The organism is Nissabacter archeti (assembly GCF_018257325.1).
Lineage (GTDB): Bacteria > Pseudomonadota > Gammaproteobacteria > Enterobacterales > Enterobacteriaceae > Chimaeribacter > Chimaeribacter arupi.
The window spans coordinates 274,560-293,496 of sequence record NZ_JAERKB010000008.1 but is presented as its reverse complement, the minus strand read 5'-3'; the positions used below and the strand labels follow the sequence as shown (position 1 = coordinate 293,496).

The 18,937-nt window shown below is 57.0% G+C and carries 15 protein-coding genes; 6 read left to right on the top strand and 9 right to left on the bottom strand.

What is annotated here, in order from left to right; all coding sequences use genetic code 11:
• Positions 1-189 precede the first annotated feature (189 nt).
• From JK232_RS12955 to rlmKL, 7 genes are all read right to left on the bottom strand, one after another.
• On the bottom strand, positions 190-2,289 hold the full coding sequence (locus tag JK232_RS12955; RefSeq protein WP_212589295.1) for a phage tailspike protein: 2,100 nt from the start codon (positions 2,287-2,289) through the stop codon (positions 190-192).
• 786 nt (positions 2,290-3,075) lie between these two features.
• A complete protein-coding gene (rmf, locus tag JK232_RS12950; protein WP_072926843.1) occupies positions 3,076-3,246 on the bottom strand; it encodes a ribosome modulation factor in 171 nt (56 codons plus the stop codon).
• 282 nt (positions 3,247-3,528) lie between these two features.
• Positions 3,529-4,098 (bottom strand): membrane integrity-associated transporter subunit PqiC, encoded by a 570-nt coding sequence (gene pqiC / locus JK232_RS12945; RefSeq protein WP_072925690.1) that lies wholly within the window; start codon positions 4,096-4,098, stop codon positions 3,529-3,531.
• Entirely contained in the window at positions 4,095-5,735 is a 1,641-nt protein-coding gene (gene pqiB / locus JK232_RS12940) for an intermembrane transport protein PqiB (protein WP_101833841.1), read from the bottom strand. The genes pqiC and pqiB overlap by 4 nt, the downstream gene beginning before the upstream one ends.
• Positions 5,722-7,011 carry a membrane integrity-associated transporter subunit PqiA gene (gene pqiA / locus JK232_RS12935; RefSeq protein ID WP_212589294.1) on the bottom strand — a complete coding sequence of 430 codons (1,290 nt, stop codon included), beginning with the start codon at positions 7,009-7,011 and terminating at the stop codon, positions 5,722-5,724. The genes pqiB and pqiA overlap by 14 nt, the downstream gene beginning before the upstream one ends.
• 65 nt (positions 7,012-7,076) lie before the next feature.
• The gene (locus tag JK232_RS12930; protein WP_212589293.1) at positions 7,077-8,984 is read right to left on the bottom strand and encodes an ABC transporter ATP-binding protein; all 1,908 of its coding nucleotides are present in this window, start codon (positions 8,982-8,984) and stop codon (positions 7,077-7,079) included.
• Positions 8,985-8,989: 5 nt separating this feature from the next.
• A complete protein-coding gene (rlmKL, locus tag JK232_RS12925) occupies positions 8,990-11,110 on the bottom strand; it encodes a bifunctional 23S rRNA (guanine(2069)-N(7))-methyltransferase RlmK/23S rRNA (guanine(2445)-N(2))-methyltransferase RlmL (RefSeq protein WP_101833843.1) in 2,121 nt (706 codons plus the stop codon).
• 101 nt (positions 11,111-11,211) lie between these two features.
• Here rlmKL and JK232_RS12920 point away from each other — a divergent pair, with 101 nt between their 5' ends.
• Entirely contained in the window at positions 11,212-12,315 is a 1,104-nt protein-coding gene (locus JK232_RS12920) for a YcbX family protein (protein WP_212589292.1), read from the top strand.
• A gap of 161 nt (positions 12,316-12,476) precedes the next feature.
• On the opposite strand, the gene JK232_RS12915 is transcribed toward JK232_RS12920, so the two are convergent.
• Complete coding sequence (locus JK232_RS12915) at positions 12,477-13,025, bottom strand: cell division protein ZapC (protein WP_101827931.1); 549 nt, start codon at positions 13,023-13,025, stop codon at positions 12,477-12,479.
• Between the two features lie 228 nt (positions 13,026-13,253).
• Complete coding sequence (gene pyrD / locus JK232_RS12910) at positions 13,254-14,264, bottom strand: quinone-dependent dihydroorotate dehydrogenase (RefSeq protein ID WP_072925710.1); 1,011 nt, start codon at positions 14,262-14,264, stop codon at positions 13,254-13,256.
• Between the two features lie 292 nt (positions 14,265-14,556).
• On the opposite strand from pyrD, the gene ssuE reads away from it, so the two are divergent.
• Genes ssuE through ssuB form a run of 5 tightly spaced genes read left to right on the top strand, consistent with a single transcriptional unit; the run spans position 14,557 to position 18,917 of the window.
• Positions 14,557-15,132 carry an NADPH-dependent FMN reductase gene (gene ssuE, locus JK232_RS12905; protein ID WP_072925713.1) on the top strand — a complete coding sequence of 192 codons (576 nt, stop codon included), beginning with the start codon at positions 14,557-14,559 and terminating at the stop codon, positions 15,130-15,132.
• A gap of 23 nt (positions 15,133-15,155) precedes the next feature.
• Positions 15,156-16,127 (top strand): sulfonate ABC transporter substrate-binding protein, encoded by a 972-nt coding sequence (locus JK232_RS12900; RefSeq protein WP_079205146.1) that lies wholly within the window; start codon positions 15,156-15,158, stop codon positions 16,125-16,127.
• Between the two features lie 57 nt (positions 16,128-16,184).
• Positions 16,185-17,336 (top strand): FMNH2-dependent alkanesulfonate monooxygenase, encoded by a 1,152-nt coding sequence (gene ssuD / locus JK232_RS12895; RefSeq protein WP_072925716.1) that lies wholly within the window; start codon positions 16,185-16,187, stop codon positions 17,334-17,336.
• A 10-nt stretch (positions 17,337-17,346) separates the two neighbouring features.
• On the top strand, positions 17,347-18,144 hold the full coding sequence (gene ssuC / locus JK232_RS12890) for an aliphatic sulfonate ABC transporter permease SsuC (protein ID WP_072925719.1): 798 nt from the start codon (positions 17,347-17,349) through the stop codon (positions 18,142-18,144).
• Positions 18,141-18,917 carry an aliphatic sulfonates ABC transporter ATP-binding protein gene (ssuB, locus tag JK232_RS12885; RefSeq protein WP_072925721.1) on the top strand — a complete coding sequence of 259 codons (777 nt, stop codon included), beginning with the start codon at positions 18,141-18,143 and terminating at the stop codon, positions 18,915-18,917. Before ssuC ends, ssuB begins: the two co-directional genes overlap by 4 nt.
• Positions 18,918-18,937 lie beyond the last annotated feature (20 nt).

Sequence of the window (18,937 nt, the reverse complement as noted above, 5' to 3'; positions counted from 1 at the left end):
TTCCAGATGGCGCTTTTTCATGATATAAGGCCGCCAAGCTCAAACAATCAAATTGACTATCTTTTTTAGGACATAGAATCCGGCCAGCTCAACTGTGGTTGATGAAACCACACCGCATCGGGTTTTAAAAAAGGTAGATTAGCCAACGCCAACTTAGGTATTAGTTCTCAAAAATTATTTGAATATCTTTTATACAGAGACAATGGGTGTCCAGGAGACCTCTGTATTACTCCTGCATACATAAATTACACCGCAGTTCGTTGCTGGACCTATCCGTTCGGTGATGGTGCCAGCTGGATACAGAAAATGTCTTGGTTCTGACCAACGCAGGACGTTGTCAGCCTTGACTCCACGGGTGATAAATGCGGTATTCCCTGAGTAGCTAAAAGTACCTATTGATACATTATAAAATTCAAAAGCACTTTGTGAATTAAGAGTAACATTTTTAATTTTACCACCATTAAAAATGGCTCTTGAGTTCCAGGCACCCACCACTCTTTCTAATTGACAGTTGTTAAATGTTGTTGGCGGAAACTCTGCACCAATAATACCGTTAATATTCCCTCCAGGGGGACTTTTTAAATCTCCTATTTCTTCCATTACGGTCACATTATTAAACGTTATTTGCCCTCTAATCGGGGATGTAAATTCAATTTTATTTATCTCCCCACCACTTACAATAACGTTCCTGGCATTATGTCTTGGTGTAAAAGTACCAATAATACCATTGTTAATGACCACTTCAGATCCTACAACGAGAGTTCCAACGATACGTGGAGTATCTATTGTTATTTTTTGCGATGGATCAACGATATAAAAATCACGTGCAACCACTGTACTATATATTACCTGGTGACCGAATAAGCAACATAGCACTGCGCCTGCGGCACTAATATTTCTCGCCTCTGAATAATCCAGAGATAGTGCAATTGAAGGGCAATCTGAAACACAGGGGCTTCCATCAGGTGCATAGTTCTCAGGGTACGCATTAATGATTGTCTGGTTTATTACCGAGTTGCCAATATTAAAATCACACGTCGTATACTTTAGTCCAGATGGGAGGTTTGTATTCCCATCATTCAACGTTGTAATATAGGTGCGTTCACAGTGAATATTATCAATCACGTTACGGATGGCCGTGATGCTTAACGCTTTGTCATACGCTTGTTCTACCTGTAATGCGACTATATGGGTCGTATTATGAGTATCTCCATTGTTACTTAAGATACAGGCATATTTTTCCGCATTGCCACATAACTCAATAGACAATCGCTGGAACGTTGAGTCCCACACCGCTGTCTGGTTAAGCCCACACCCATTAAAATTAGTGATACGAATGTGATCTACGGCAAACCAGTTCCCTTTCATATACAAACCGTTTAATGGTGCAGCCCGGCTATCACAGTCAATAGTCAGTACCCCTTGGATGACAAATTTGGCTACCCTGCCGGCGTAATCACCGGTAGCAGGGTTGCCAATCGTCATGGCCCACTCCCCGGAAAACCCAGTGGGATTGACTTTAAATGCACAGGAACCATCAGCAATGATGGCGGCCACATTGGTTAAATCCAGTGTGGCCGAAATGCGCCATAACCCGTTACGAAAATCCACTGTCCTTTTTTCTGAAGCAGCAATATAACGCCGCATACTGTCAGTGACATCTGTTTTCCCATCAGGAACAGCACCAAAATGCACGGGCAACAGTTGGGTTTCACGACGTTTCCAACGACAGCCCCCAGCGGTAACAATAATTGATCCACCATTATCTGCACTGTTTTTATCTGCGTTATCATAAATAAAATAGCCTCCGCCGAACTTGCACCCTGTGAAATATTCCACAACGTCAATCAACTGATGTTGTTCAGTTGGCTCTATGTTTCGTAACGCCCCGATATCAGCACAGCGACCAATGTATTTCAGTCCATCCGGATAGCTTAATTGTTGTTTGAATTGATCAGGCTCATATTTAAAAATATTAGGGTAATGAAACTGAAGCACATTGTGGCAGTCAATCACTGTCATACTATAGTTTTTTTCAGTAACAAATTTGGCTGGTTCTCCCTCATACGTAAGATAACCACCTGCATTAAGCATTAATGGTTGCAATACCGGAATGAGTTCGCCTTGTGCTTGTTCCAGGTAGACTTGAATCTGGTTCTCTGGGCGCACAGGGTCAGTATCTGTCTTTCCTATATAGACCCGGCCGCCAGACACAGCCTCGAACGTGTTAACGGCGGTGAAAGGTCCGCTCGGCATAGAAATGATAACATTTGCATAAACTTCAGGCATGAATTTCTCCGGTAAACAGGACATACCAATAATTGAGAATAAATGAGACAGGCCGATGAGAAGATAAAAAAGAGTCTATTCTTATCATCGCCAGATTCTGATATTCCTTAACAATAGTGAGCCATTTTATTTAACTAACCCATTACGCGGATATATCAGAACCCAATAACCACGAAAATTATAATGTTACCCATTTGCAGTGATCAATTGATACCACGCAAAAAACCATCTTATTCCTTTTATTTTATTCTTTCCTCACAAACTTATGCACCGTTTTAACACCACGATAGAAACCATATTTTCCTGAAATCTTTCTCAACTTATTTTATATCTATTACGCACTCTCTATATTAATACTGTCAGCATTGCCTTTCACTCATGCCTTTAAAAGATAATAAAAAAATGCTATTTCTCAATACTATCTAAAAAGAGATTTTTTCACTTAATAACGCCGACTTATAAAAAGATAAGATTTTTATATAATGTACCTTGCAATAATCCATTAAACTTTCTATGCAATAAAAAGCCTACTAATAATTTAGCTGCTTAGTCTTATTTTGCGTGAATAATATTTCTGTAGCCAAACGCCTGCCTTCTTCAGACTTTATTTTAACAGAGCATTTTTATCATAATGTTGCAGAGTGGTTTTTTCAGGACAGCAGCCAGTAGTGAGGCCAGCTCTTCAAGGGAGTTATGATGACTAAATGAACACAATAGTGAGGATCTGCCCCCAATAAAAACCTCCGCGCCTGGCGGAGGTTCTTCCCTTTTCTTACAGGGCGCCGCTTATGCAGCGGTCACGGCCCTGTCCTCCATGGCTTGTCGCCAACCTCCCAACCAGTGAGACCGGGCGTCCAACGATTGATAGGGACATAATTCCCTGGGACGACCTGAAATACCTGCGTGATACCCGCGTGAATGTGCCCGTTCCAGGCGATCGCGTTTTTGTCTCTTCATCATATGCCTTATTTCCCTCATTCATGGTCTGGTGGAAAGAAAACAGTGGTCGCCGCAGTCTGCGCACGCCACGTTTAAGCAATAGCCCTTTAAGAGGGGAAGATCAATGCGCAATATTCACGCCAATGTCACATTTGTGAGGTATATAAGCAGAATCAGGTAACTCACTGATGTAAATGATGATGATACAACCCGTTGATTACTATAAGAATAAATAAAAAGCCCGGTGAGCAGACCGCATTCAGCGATCCCATCACCGGGCTTTACCCTTTTTTCAGATGACTATTTTACGTAGGCGGCAATGACGTCAGCTTGCTGTTGCCAGCCCTGCGCCAGGGTGCGCACCAGCGTGTCATAGCCATCTTCCGGCTGATCCAGTTGCAGGTTAAACGGCTGGGTAACGGTTTGGCCGTTCTGTGTCAGCGTCCACTGCCCGCTGACCACCGCTTTGCCGTCATAACGCCCGTGGAAACCCGTAACCGTCACGTTCAGTACGTCCTGATCGCCGGCCAGGGTCTGCGCTGACACCAGCCAGCCCGGCAGATCCCGGCTCAGCTGTGTGACCAGGTTCTGTTGCAGTTGCTGCTCCAGTGGGCTGGCCCACAGATTGTCCTTGGCGATGACGTACTGCACATCGTTAGTCTGGTACACCACCCCACTGCCGTTCAGGTAATCCGCGACGCCCACCTGCTCAATCCATAACTGGCGTTGCGTGGTCTGCGCCTGTGTGGCTGACGCAGCCGCAGCCGGCTGCGTGGGTACCGGCAATTGATAGTAGGTTTTGCCGCTGTCATCACTGCTGCACGCGGCCAGCAGGGCAGCCAGCGTGACAGGAAGTATCCATTTCATCATTTTTTGGCCTTCTTCGGCTGAGGATCGGGGCTCTCTGACGCTTCAAACACCAATGCATTGCTCTTGTCATTGATGGTGCGCAGTACCGGTTGCAGTTCGCGCATCACCTGATCGAGGCGCTGCATATCCGCGACCATTTTGGTGTACGCCGGTGAACCGGGCTGGAAGCCTTTCATGCTGCGGTTCAGCTCCAGCAGCGTTTTCTGCATGTCCGCCGGCAGGTTCTGCATCTCTTTGCTGGAGGTAATTTTGTTCAGCGAGGCCATCGTGCGCTGTGTTTCTGCCAGCGTACGTTTACTCTGCGCCAGGGTCTGCGTGGCTTCTTCAATCAGCGGGTTCAGCGGCAGCGCATTGATCTTGTCCAGCGTCATCATGACTTTCTGCTGGATCTGCGCCAGGCCGCCGCTGGTCGTCGGCAGGAGTTCATAGCCGCCCAGTTTACGCGGCCCTTTCCACGCCTTCTCATTCGGATAGAAATCAAGATCGATATACAGCGCGCCGGTGAGCAAGTTACCTGACTTCAGCGACGCCCGCATACCCCGTTGCAGGGCATCTTTCAGGGCCGCTTCCATATCAAAGTTTTTGCCCAGTTGTTTGGTGAAGCGATCGGGTTCAATGCGGATCAACACCGGGATGCGGTAATCGCTGTCCATTTGCTGTTCAATACCGGGAATGGTGAACGGGACTGACGAAACGGTGCCCAGCCGGATGCCGCGGAACTCCACCGGCGCGCCCGGCGAGAGGCCACGGATCGAGTCAGAGAAGAACATCACAAAGTCGCGGTGTTCCGTGTAGAGCGAATCCTGGATGCTGCGCTGATCGTCAAACAGGGTGTATTCCGCATGTTCCTGCGCCTGTTCCCCGCGCTCCCAGCCGTTCGGCACATCAAAACTGACGCCGCCGCTGAACAGCGTGGTCAGCGATCCCATCTCCACCCGCATACCCTGCGAGGACATATCAAAGTTGACGCCGCTGTCTTTCCAGAAACGCACGTTGCTGGTCACCAGCGAGTCATACGGCGCATTGATAAACAGCTGATAATGCATTGAGCGCGTCTCGGTATCAAACCGGCTGGTCTCCACTGAGCCGACCCGGTAACCGCGGAACAGCACCGGATCGCCGGGGTTAAGCTGGCCGGAGCGTTCGCTGTCCAGCACCACGCGGATCCCTTTGGCATCCGGCGCGGCCAGCGGCGGGGAGTCGAGCAACTGGTACTGCGCCGGTTCCTCGCCTTTGCGGCCCGGCTGCAATTCAATGTAAGCCCCGGAAAGCAAGGTGCCGAGGCCCGAGATGCCCTCTTTGCCAATCTGTGGTTTCACTACCCAGAACGCGGAGTCCCCTTTCAGCAGCTTTTTCATGTCCGGGTTCAGGCGGGCTTTAAGGATCACGTGGTTAAGATCATCGCTCAGCGTCACACTTTCCACCCGGCCGACGTCAACGTTGCGGCTTTTAATGGTGGTTTTACCGCCCTCAATGCCTTCGGCTGTGGTGGTGATCAGGGTCACTTCCGGCCCCTGATGGCTGAAGTGGTAGAACAGGATCCAGGCGCCAATCAGTGCCGTCACAATCGGCACAATCCATACCGGTGACCAGCGCTTGATCTTCTCCACCCGGGCGGTGCCTTCATTTGCTGTCAAGATGCAGCTCCTTTTGGTTTTTTCTATTCAGACCATCCCAGCTTAATCTGGGATCAAAGGTCATGGCGGCAATCATCGTCAGGATCACCACCATGGCAAACAACACCGCAGCGACCTGAGGATACACATTCATCAGCTGCCCGATTCTGACCAGCGCGGAGAGCACCGCAATCACAAACACATCGATCATTGACCAGCGGCCGACGAACTCCACGACTTCATAGATCAGGTGCATCCGCTCGCTGTCACGCTGCCGGTCAGGGTGGCGCGCGTCCCAGCAGAGCCAGGCGATCGCCATCATCTTCAGCGTCGGCACCATGATGCTGGCGATAAAAATCACCAGCGCCACCGGGTAGGAGCCGTCGCTCCACAGCAATATCACGCCCGCCATAATGGTCGAGGGAGCCGGGTTACCCAGCAGCTCGGTATTCATGATCGGCAGGACATTAGCCGGGATGTAGAGCAGCGCCGCGGTGATCAGCAGCGCCATTGTCCATTGCAGGCTGTGTTTTTTGCGCAGGTGCCCTTTGGTGCCGCAACGCGGGCACTGCTTCTGCCCGGCCGGTAACACCGCGGTGCAGCAGGGGCAGGCGCGCAATTGCTGCTGCAACCCGCTCTGCCCCACCCGCAAGACGCGCCCCGGTGCGGGTGCGGGCGCGATGTCATTCCAGAGGGTGCGGCGGTCCAGGCACTGGAACGCCCGCACCTGCAACAGGCAGAACAACACATACGCGTAAAAGCTCAGGCTGATGCCGATATTGCCGTACGCCATCAGCTTGACGAAGCTGACCAGCACACCGGCCAGGAAAATTTCCACCATGCTCCAGGCTTTCAGCATAAACAGCCAGCGAGCCAGCCTGACTTTCAGCGACTGCGGCATCTGCACCCGCAGGCAGAGCAGAATAATAGTGACCATGCAGAACGCGGGCACCAGCTGCACAAACAGGATGAACATCCCGGCCATGCTGGCGTAATCCTCTGACATCATCACCTGCGGGATCTGGTACAGCGTAATCTCGCTGCTCAACCCTTTGACATGGATACTGACGAACGGAAAAAGATTGGCGAGCAACAGCATAAACAGGGCGCTTAACGCAAACACCATCGGGCGGCGGCGTGGTTCAGCCCAGGCAGTCTGGAGGGTGGTATGGCAGCGCGGACAGTTTGCCCGGTTGCCGGGAGACAATGCAGGCAACGCGACCATCAGGTCACATTGCGGGCATAACAGGGGATCATCAGAACGATGCACGTGCACGGCTTTACTCCTCAACGGCATGGCGCTCTCAGCGGCATAATGCTCCTTTGCAGGGGATGGCGGCCGGGAGCCGGCCGCCGTGTTTCTTATCCGTTTTTCTGTGCTTCGAGGCTTTCCCAGCGCTCGAAAGCGGCTTCCAGGTCGCTTTCTGCTTTTGCCAGTGCATCGATAACACGTTGTGTTTCGTCATGCGGCTGGCTGAAGAAACCGGCATCGCTCATGGTGTCCTGCAATGCGGTGATCTCTTTTTCCAGCGCATCAATGCGTTGCGGCAACTGCTCCAGTTCACGTTGCAGATTATAGCTTAGCTTGTTTGTCGGACGTTTGGCGCTGTCCGCTTTGGGTGCGGCAGCGGGGCTTTTCTCCTGCACAGCCGGGGCCGCGCGCAGGGAACGGGTGGCGGCACGCTGCTGGTGGGCATCATGGTAACCGCCGACGTAACTGTTGATCACGCCCTGCCCTTCGAAGATCCAGCATTCGGTCACGCAGTTATCCACAAACTCACGGTCGTGGCTGACCAGCATCACGGTGCCCTGGTAGCCGTCGATCAACTCTTCCAGCAGCTCCAGCGTTTCGACGTCGAGGTCGTTGGTCGGTTCATCGAGGATCAGCAGGTTGCTGGGGCGCAGGAACAGGCGCGCCAGCAGCAGGCGGTTACGCTCCCCGCCTGACAACGCTTTCACCGGCGTCATGGCGCGTTTCGGGTGGAACAGGAAGTCCTGCAAATAGCCCAGCACATGGCGGGAACGGCCGTTGACCATCACTTCCTGTTTGCCTTCGGCCAGGTTGTCCATCACCGTGCGCTCCGGGTCCAGCTCGGCGCGGTGCTGGTCAAAGTAGGCCACTTCCAGCTTGGTGCCGCAATGTACCCGGCCGCTGTCGGCTTTCAGCTGGTTGAGCATCAGCTTCAGCAGGGTAGTTTTACCGCAGCCGTTCGGGCCGACCAGCGCAATTTTGTCACCACGCTGCACCTGGGCGGTGAAATTGGACACCAGTTGCTTGTCGCCGACGCGGTAGCTGACATTTTCCAGCTCAAACACGATTTTGCCGGAACGGCTTGCCTCTTCGACCTGCATTTTCGCAGTGCCCATGACCTCACGGCGTTCGGAACGCTCACGGCGCAGCGCTTTCAGGGCGCGCACGCGCCCCTCATTACGGGTACGGCGCGCTTTGATGCCCTGACGGATCCACACCTCTTCCTGCGCCAGCTTGCGGTCAAACTCCGCGTTTTGGAGCTCCTCAACCCGCAACGCCTCTTCTTTGGTGGTGAGGTAGAGATCGTAATTGCCTGGGTAGGAGACCAGCTTGCCGCGATCCAGATCCACAATGCGCGTTGCCATATTGCGGATGAACGAACGGTCGTGCGAGATAAAGATAATGCTGCCCTGGAACTCTTTCAGGAACCCTTCCAGCCAGTTGATGGTTTCGATATCCAGGTGGTTGGTCGGCTCATCCAGCAGCAACACCTGCGGGGAACTCACCAGTGCCCGGCCCAGTGCCGCTTTACGCAGCCAGCCGCCGGAGAGCGAGGAGAGCTCCGCGTCGCCGTTCAGCGAGAGCTGTGCCAGCACCTCCTGGATACGGCTGTCGAGCTGCCACAGCCCCTGATGGTCGAGGATCTCCATCACCTGCGCCATTTTGGCCAGGTTCTTCTCGCTCGGGTCGCTTTCCACCAGATGGGAAATGGCGTGATACGCCTTCAGGTGTTCCGCCTGTTCGGCGACACCTTCGGCCACAAAGTCAAACACCGTGCCGCCGATGTTGCGCGGCGGGTCCTGTTGCAGGCGCGCCACGATCAAATCCTGTTCATACACGATGCGGCCATCATCCAGCGGCACTTCGCGGTTCAGGATTTTCATCAGCGTGGATTTCCCCGCGCCGTTACGGCCGACCAGACAAACACGTTCATTAGGCTCGATGTGGAGTTCGGTGTTATCCAGCAGAGGGGCATCACTGAAGGAGAGCCAGGCACCTGACATACTGATTAAAGACATAAACGTTACTTTTCCTCGCCGGCGCGGGTGAGCAGCCAGCAGTTGTGAATCTGACGGTTACGGGCAAAATCCTGGGACTGCGTCTGGGCGGTGATCTCTTTCGCCACCAGGCCGAGTTCGGCCAGACCGGCCACGTCCATCTGGAAGCCGCGTTTGTTGTTGGAGAACATAATGGTGCCGTTGCGGCGCAGCAGACGGGTCAGGTGCTTCATCAGCGCCAGGTGGTCACGCTGCACGTCAAAGGAATCCGCCATGCGTTTGGAGTTGGAGAAGGTCGGCGGATCGATGAAAATCACGTCGAACTGCTCGTTGGCCTCGCTCAGCCAGGAGAGGCAATCTGCCTGGATCAGGCGGTGCTGGCGGCCGGTCAGGCCGTTGACCCGCAAGTTTTTCTCCGCCCACTCCAGATACGTCCGGGACATATCCACGGTGGTGGTGCTGCGCGCGCCGCCAAGCCCGGCGTGTACGCTGGCGGTGCCGGTGTAGGCAAACAGGTTCAGGAAATCTTTCCCTTTGCTCATCTCACCCAGCATCCGGCGGGCGATGCGGTGGTCCAGGAACAGGCCGGTGTCGAGGTAGTCGGTCAGGTTGACCCACAGTTTGGCGTTAAACTCCTGCACCAGCAGGAACTCGCCTTTCTGCGCCAGTTTTTCATACTGGTTTTTGCCTTTCTGCCGCTCACGGGTCTTCAGCACCAGTTGGTTGGACGGCAGATCCAGCACCGACAGCGTGGCGTTGATCACGTCAAACAGGCGCTGGCGCGCTTTCTGCGCATCCACGGTTTTCGGCGGCGCATACTCCTGAACCACCACTTTGCTGCCGTAGCGGTCCACCGCCACGTTATATTCCGGCAGGTCGGCGTCATACAGGCGGTAACACTCAATGCCCTGCTGCTTCGCCCACTTCTCCAGCTTACGCAGGTTCTTGCGCAGGCGGTTGGCGAAATCCTCGGCGATCTGGCCGCCGGCCACGCCTTCGGCGTTCTCCGCCAGCTGATAGTTTTTCTGCACGCACTCCAGCGGGCCGTTTTTGGCCTTGAACTGGCGCTCTGCCCGCAATTGCAGGCAGCTCAGCAACTCCGGCGAGGCGCTGAACAGCGACAATTGCCAGCCGCCGAACTGGGTTTTCATGATGCGGCCGAGCAGGTTATGCAGCGCGATCAGCGCCGGTTCACTCTCCAGACGCTCACCATACGGCGGGTTGCTGATCACGGTGCCGCGCGGGCCTTCCGGCAGCGGGTTGACCAACTTACTGACATCACCGCTGTTGAAGGTAATCAACTCCGCGACACCGGCACGGCGGGCGTTGGCACGCGCCATCTCAATCACACGGCGGTCGATGTCCGAGCCGAAGAAGCGGGAGGTCGTCTCCTGCAGGCCACGGCGGGCGCGCACCTGCGCCTCAGTGGTGACTTCGCGCCACAGGTCGGCGTTGAAGCCTTTCCAGGCGGTAAAGCCCCAGTGTTGGCGATGCAGGCCGGGCGCACGGTCAGAGGCGATCATCGCCCCTTCAATCAGCAGCGTACCGGAACCGCACATCGGGTCGAGCAGCGGCGTGCCGACAGCCCAGCCGGAACGCAGCACAATCGCCGCCGCCAGGTTCTCTTTCAGCGGGGCCGCGCCGGTCAGGTCACGGTAGCCACGCTGGTGCAGGCCGTCGCCGCTCAGATCCAGCGCGACGCTGGCGGTGTCACGTTGCAGGAACACATTAACGCGGATGTCCGGCTGCTGTTTCGCCACGTTCGGCCGCTGGTCAATTTTGCGGGTGAAGCTGTCAACGATGGCATCCTTGACCTTCAGCGCGCCGTACTGGCTGTTGCGGATTTCATCATTCAGGCCGCTGAAATGCACAGCAAAGGTTTTGTCCACGCCGAACACTGACGGCCAGTCAATCGCCATCACGCCGAGGTAGAGGTCCAGATCGCTGTGCACCTTGAATTCATTCAGCGGCAGCAAAATACGTGACGCCAGGCGGCTCCACAGCAGGCTTTGGTACAGAAGACGATCGTCGCCCTGAAAATGTACCCCACCCTGTACCACTTTACAGGCGTGGGCGCCCAGCGCTTCCAGTTCGCTTTTTAACAGTTCTTCCAGACCACGCGCCGTGCTGGCAAACAGAGAGTTCATATCGACTTATCACCAAATAGAAAATTGTTGCGCATTATAGCTAATCCCACCCGCTTGTCATAAAGTTGCTGACTCTCATTTATGCCGGCAAGGAGTCAGCAGTGATTACCCTTTCAAAACTTTTCATCCATCCGGTGAAATCGATGCGTGGCCTGCAACTTTCGCAGGGCCTGGCTGACCGCGCCGGCATGGCCTTTGACCGGGCGTTTATGCTGACCACGCCGGACGGCACCTTTATTACCGCCCGGCAACTGCCGCAGATGGTGCAGTTTACCCCGGCACTGCTGCCGGATGGCCTGTACATCACCGCGCCGGACGGCGACAGCGCCGTTATCCGTTACGATGAATTCAGTGAGGCAGAGAGCCCGACGGAAGTCTGGGGCAACCATTTTACCGCCCGCATCGCCCCGGAGGCGATTAACCGCTGGCTGAGCGGTTACCTGGCGCGCGAGGTGCAGTTGCGCTGGCAGGGGCCGGCCCTCAGCCGCCGCGTGAAAAGCGCGCCCGATACCCCTTTGACCTTCGCGGACGGCTATCCGTTCCTGCTGGTGAATGAGGCGTCGCTGGAGGCGTTGCGCCGCCGCTGCCCGGCGGGGATCAAACTCGAACAGTTCCGGCCGAACCTGGTGGTTGCCGGGGCCACTGCCTTTGCCGAAGACGGCTGGGCCGAACTGCGGGTCGGCAGTGTGGTGTTTGAGGCGGTGAAACCCTGCAGCCGCTGCGTGCTGACCACCGTCAGCACCGAGCGTGGGGTAAAACACCCGGCCGGGGAGCCGCTGAAAACACTGCAATCCTTCCGCACGGCAGACAACGGCGACGTTGATTTCGGCATGAACCTGATGGCGCGTAACAGCGGCATTATCCGGGCTGGCGATCCGGTGGAGATCCTCTCTACCCGCCCGCCCCGTCATTATAGCGCCGGTAAGGCCAGCACGCCGGTCGCGCCCCCGCCCCCGTCTGAGCAGCAGGTCGCGATCACCTACCAGGGGCAGCGTTTCAGCGGCAATAAAAAAGAGGTCCTGCTGGATCAGCTGGAGCAGCAAGGGTTCCGCATCCCCTACTCGTGCCGCGCCGGGCTGTGCGGCAGTTGCCGCCTGACGCTGGAACAGGGAAACGTGGCCCCGCTGGTGCAGGATGCACTGGGCACCGACGGTACGCTGCTGAGTTGCAGTTGCATCCCGTTGGGAGATGTCACCCTGAGTTAGCCGGAAAAAAGGGGTCAGAAAGGTGGCGCGCCCGTGGGTGCGCTATGTCAGAAGCCGGCCGTTCTCAGCGCCGACTTTTTTGGGAAGCGGCCCGTTTTCAACACCGATCGTTCTTAAACACCGACCGCTTCTGAAAACCTGCCGTTTTACATACCGGAAAATTACACGGCCTGATCGTACAGTGCCGCCAAATCCAACTCTTCTGCCACCGGCATCATCCGGTCATGCATGATTTTTATGGCATCGCCGCACTGCATGGTGCGCCCGGCCAGCGTCAGCTGATGTTGTGCCAGCAGGCACAGGCTGGCATTGTCGCCGGATTCCACCACCAGCAATTGCGCCCGGTCACCGCTTTCCGTCACTTTCACTGCCACTACGTCACCGGTTTTGGGTGCCAGTGCGCGCGCCTGCTGGGTGAAGTGCCAGCTTTTCGGCATCAGCGGCTTCAGGTAACGGAACGCCACCAGCGCATTTAATACCAGTTCAGCCCGCTGCTCTGATTTCAGCTTAATTTTGCGGCACTGTTCTTCATAATCAAAATAGAGCGCGGCATCTTCCACGGAAAAAGCACACTCACCAAACGCATCCGGCGTTAACATTTTGGCGGGAAAGCGCGAGCGGAATATCATGCCGTTTGCCAAATCCAACATCAGCCGATCGTGATCGGCGTCAAAATACCAACGCCAATTGTCGTCAGGTTTGATTCTCATCGGGTTACCCCTTTACGCCTGTTAATTTCAAAAAAACCCCAACAAGACCGCCGTAAAAGTGTCGCTGCCGACGGTATGCTAATAAATGAGGCCGGTGAGGATCGCTGAACATATTATTTAGTCTGGTAACACACTGCATCCAGCGCCTATAACCCCGGCAGTGGACAAAATATAGACGAGCCGGGAAGAGAAATAAACCCCCCGGCCCGGCATGTTGGTTAAAAACTATCAAATCGCGTTAATTATATTTTTTATCAGCGCCGGGCCGTGATAAATAAAGCCGGAATAGACCTGAATCAGTGAGGCACCCGCCTGCATTTTCTCCCGCGCGGCGGTCAGGGAATCAATGCCGCCGACACCAATAATCGGCAACCGGCCCTGTAATTCCAGCGACAACCGGCGAATCACTTCCGTGCTGCGCAACTGTACCGGACGGCCGCTCAGACCACCCGCCTGCTCGCAATAATTGAGGCCATGCACCAGTTTGCGATCCAGCGTGGTATTGGTGGCGATCACCCCATCGATATTATGGCGAACCAGGCTGTCGGCAATTTGTACCAGTTCTTCTTCTGACAAATCCGGTGCAATTTTCACCGCCACCGGCACATATTTGTGGTGCTGTTGCTGTAATTCGGCCTGCTTATTCTTGATGGCGGCAAGCAATTCATCCAGCGCCTCGCCATACTGCAATGAACGCAACCCCGGCGTATTGGGTGATGAGATATTAACCGCAATATAGCCGGCATGGGGGTAGACTTTCTCCATGCAGAGCAGGTAATCATCCTTGCCGTTTTCCACCGGCGTGTCTTTATTCTTGCCGATATTGATGCCGAGGATGCCGCCGAAACGCGATTTCCTGACGTTTTCGACCAGATTATCGACCCCGCGGTTATTAAACCCCATGCGGTTGATTAACCCTTCTGCCTCGACCACCCGGAACAGCCGCGGCTTATCGTTGCCCGCCTGCGGGCGCGGCGTGACGGTGCCGACCTCGACAAACCCAAACCCCATTGCCCCGAAGGCGTCAATGCACTCCCCGTCTTTATCCAGCCCGGCCGCCAGGCCCAACGGGTTTTTAAATGACAGGCCCATGCAGCTGACCGGCTTGGCAGGCAACGACTGGCGGATAAGGAATTCAAACGGCGAGCCGGAAAGGCGGCGAAGCTGGCGGAAGGTCAATTCGTGTGCGTGTTCAGGGTCGAGCTGGAAAAGTGCTTTTCTGACGAGGGGATAATACATGAAATCTCCTGAGTTCCCGGTGGCAAACCGGGGGCGTATTATCCGCGAATGCCCGGCAAAAGGGAAATGATCCACCGCAAAAAAACGCCCTTTCCGCAATCGTTTTCCCGCCTGCCCTGCCGCCCTTTCCCCCGGCTCTCTTTTTCCTTTGCTGACTTGCCCGCGGTTATGCCCTTTTTCAGAAAAAGAAAGCAAAAAAAGAGATTTTAAGAAATAAGCGCCGGCTGATAGCGTGTTAACACTTGGTTAGGAAAAACGCCCCAACTATTCTTTTTAGTTATAAGGAGTCAGTATGCACGTTATATCTCTGGCAGGCAGCCCGCGACAACCCTCCCGTTCTTCTGCCCTGCTGCGCCGCAGCGAGCAGTGGCTGCAACAGCGCGGGGTGACGATCACCGCCTATAACCTGCATGATTTCGACGCTGAAGATCTGCTCTATGCCAATTTCAACAGCCCCCAGGTCAAGGCGCTGGCTGACGCACTGGCCGGAGCCGATGGCCTGCTGGTGGCAACGCCGGTCTATAAAGCCGCTTACTCCGGCGCGCTGAAAACCCTGCTCGACCTGCTGCCGGAGCGCGCGCTGGAGCACAAAGTGGTGCTGCCGCTGGCCACCGGCGGTTCCCTCGCCCATATGCTGGCAGTGGACTACGCGCTGAAACCGGTGCTGTCAGCCCTGAAAGCGCAGGAGGTGCTGCACGGCGTCTTTGCGGATGACAGCCAGATTGATATGAAAGCCCAGCCGCACCCGCTGCCGGCCCCGGCGCTGGCGCTGCGGCTGGAAGAGGCACTGGAGAGCTTCTATCAGGCGCTGGACCGCCGTGCACCGGTACGTGCCGCCGGGGCTGACCTGCTGCGGCATTTTGCCTGAACCGGCGATAAGGAGAGCGGAAAATGACACCGATGTCGCTGTTTCGTCGCTGGGGCCGTGCCGCGGCCCTGTTTACCCTGCTGACGGCCCTGACCGGCCTGGGCCAGGCGGCGCAGGCCGCGCAAGACCCGGCGCAGTTCCGTATCGGCTACCAGAAAGGGTCCGTCAGCCTGGTGCTGGCCAAAACCCATCAGATGCTGGAAAAACGCTACCCGCAGACCCGCATCAGCTGGGTGGAGTTCCCGGCCGGGCCGCAAATGCTGGAGGCGCTGAATGTCGGCAGCATCGACATGGGCAGCACCGGCGACCTGCCGCCGCTGTTCGCGCAGGCGGCCGGGGCCGATCTGCTGTATGTCGGCCAGGAGCCGCCCAAACCCAAAGCGGAAGTGATCCTGGTGGCAGCCAACAGCCCGATCCAGAGCGTGGCTGACCTGAAAGGGCGCAAAGTGGCGTTCCAGAAAGGCTCCAGCTCGCACAACCTGCTGTTACGTGCGCTGCAACAAGCCGGGCTGACGTTCAAAGACATTACCCCGGTCTACCTGACTCCGGCTGATGCGCGCGCCGCGTTTGCCCAGCATAACGTCGATGCCTGGGCGATCTGGGATCCGTACTACTCCGCTGCGCAGCTTCAGGGCGGCGTACGGGTGCTGAAAGACGGCACCACGCTGAACCAGACCGGCTCCTTCTACCTGGCGGCGCGCAGTTATGCCGAGGCGCACCCGGCGTTTATCCGTGACGTGCTGACCCAGCTGACCGCCGCCGACGCCCTGACCCGCACCGACCGTGCCCGGAGCATTACCCTGCTGGCCAACGCCATGGGGCTGCCGGAGCCGGTGATCGCCACCTATCTGAGCCACCGCCCGGTCACCGTGATTGAGCCGGTGGACAAACGCACCGAACAGGCCCAGCAGAACACCGCCGATCTGTTCTATGAAAATCACCTGTTACCGAAAAAGCTGGATATCGCCAGCCGTATCTGGCGCGCCGCGCCCTGACCCATTGACCACCCAGTCCGGCGCTGCGCTCGCCGGGCCGCACAAGGAGCAGACACCATGAGCCTTAACGTTTTCTGGTTTTTACCGACCCACGGCGACGGCCACTACCTCGGCACCAATGAGGGTGCACGCACCGTTGATCACGCTTACCTGCAACAGATTGCCCAGGCGGTGGATCGCCTGGGCTTTGGCGGGGTGCTGATCCCGACCGGCCGTTCCTGTGAGGACTCCTGGCTGGTGGCGGCGTCGATGATTCCGGTGACACAACGGCTGAAATTCCTGGTGGCGCTGCGCCCCGGCATTATCTCCCCGACGCTGGCGGCACGGCAGGCCGCTACGCTGGACCGGCTTTCCAACGGGCGCGCCCTGTTTAACCTGGTCACCGGCGGCGACCCGGATGAGCTGGCGGGTGAAGGGCTGTTCCTTGACCACGAAGCGCGTTATGAAGCCTCAGCGGAGTTTACCCATGTCTGGCGCCGGGTACTGGAAGGTGAAACCGTCACCTTCACCGGCAAACACATCCAGGTAAAAGAGGCGCGCCTGATGCTGCCGCCGGTGCAGCAGCCGCGCCCGCCGCTCTACTTTGGCGGCTCGTCCGATGCCGCGCAGGATCTGGCCGCCGAGCAGGTCGAACTCTACCTGACCTGGGGCGAACCGCCTGCACAGGTCAAAGCGAAGATTGACCAGGTACGTGCCAAAGCCGCGGCCAAAGGGCGTCAGGTGCGGTTCGGCATCCGGCTGCATGTGATTGTGCGTGAAACCACTGACGAGGCGTGGCGCGCAGCTGACCGGCTGATCGCCAACCTGGATGACGACACCATCGCCCGCGCCCAGCAGTCGTTCGCCCGGTTTGACTCCGTCGGCCAGCAGCGGATGGCTGCCCTGCACGGCGGCAAAAAAGACAACCTGGAGATCAGCCCCAACCTGTGGGCCGGGGTCGGGCTGGTGCGCGGCGGGGCCGGCACCGCGCTGGTCGGCGATGGCCCGACGGTGGCGGCGCGGATGCAGGAGTATGCCGATCTCGGCATTGATACCTTTGTGCTCTCCGGCTATCCGCACCTGGAAGAGGCGTACCGGGTAGGCGAATTGCTGTTCCCGCACCTCGATCTGGCGGCCCCTGACGCCGCCCCCGGTAACCTGCGGGTGATCCGGCCGCAATCCGAGGTGATTGCCAATGATTTCTACCAGACCACTGCGTCACAGAGCTGAGGAGCGCACTATGCATCATTTTGCCAAACGTGGGTTATACCGTCTCGCGCCCTGGGCGGTGCCGGTGCTGTTGATTGCCGTCTGGCAACTGGCGGTGGAGGCGGGCTGGCTCTCCAACCGGATCCTGCCTGCGCCGAGCGCGGTGGTCACGGCCTTCTGGTCACTGAGTGCCAGCGGTGAACTCTGGCACCATCTGGCGATCAGCAGCTGGCGCGCCGGGATTGGGTTCGCCATCGGCGGCAGCCTCGGCCTGCTGCTGGGCTTTATTACCGGCCTGTCACGCTGGGGTGAGCGGCTGCTGGACAGTTCGTTACAGATGCTGCGCAACATCCCGCATCTGGCGCTGATCCCGCTGGTGATTTTATGGTTCGGCATCGATGAGTCCGCCAAAATTTTCCTGGTGGCGCTCGGTACGCTGTTCCCGATCTACCTGAATACCTATCACGGCATCCGCAACATTGACCGCGGCCTGCTGGAGATGGCGCGCAGTTATGGCCTCTCCGGGTTGCCGCTGTTTGTGCAGGTGGTGCTGCCCGGCGCCCTGCCCTCAATTATGGTCGGCGTGCGGTTTGCACTCGGCTTTATGTGGCTGACACTGATTGTGGCCGAAACTATCTCCGCCAATGCCGGGATTGGCTATCTGGCGATGAACGCCCGTGAGTTCCTGCAAACTGACATCGTGGTGGTGGCGATTGTGCTGTACGCCATCCTCGGCAAACTGGCCGATTTCAGCGCCCAGTTGCTGGAGCGCGTCTGGCTGCGCTGGCACCCCGCCTATCAACTGACCTCCCAAGGAGGCAACGCATGAGTACGCCAACCCGTATCCCACAAGGCACCCCGCTGACGCTGAACCATATCAGCAAACGTTACGGCGCCCGCACGGTTCTGCATGATATTGATTTGCGCATTGTCCCCGGCCAGTTTGTGGCGGTGGTGGGCCGCAGCGGCTGCGGCAAAAGTACCCTGCTGCGCCTGCTGGCCGGGCTGGAACACGCCAGCGAGGGCGCGCTGCTGAGCGGCAATGCGCCGTTGGCCAGCGTACAGGAGGATACGCGCCTGATGTTCCAGGAAGCCCGGTTGCTGCCGTGGAAGCGGGTCATCGACAATGTCGGGCTGGGCCTGAAAGGCAACTGGCGCCCGGCAGCGCAGGAGGCGCTGGCGGCGGTCGGGCTGGCAGAGCGCGCCGGGGAATGGCCCTCGGCCCTCTCCGGCGGGCAGAAACAGCGGGTGGCGCTGGCGCGCGCGCTGATCCACCGCCCACGGCTGCTGCTGCTGGATGAACCGCTGGGCGCGCTGGATGCCCTGACGCGCATCGAGATGCAGGGGCTGATTGAGTCACTCTGGCTGACGCACGGTTTCACGGTGCTGCTGGTCACCCATGATGTCAGCGAAGCGGTGGCGCTGGCCGATCGGGTATTGCTGATTGAAGAGGGCCGGATTGGGCTGGACGTCACGGTGGATGTGCCGCGCCCGCGCCGCCACGGGTCAGTGCGGCTGGCAGAGCTGGAAAGCCGGGTGCTGGACCGCATCCTGGCGCCTGCGCCTGTGTTGCAGCCGGTGGTGTCGCGCGGCTACGCCTGAGGCCGGTTTCCCCCATAAAA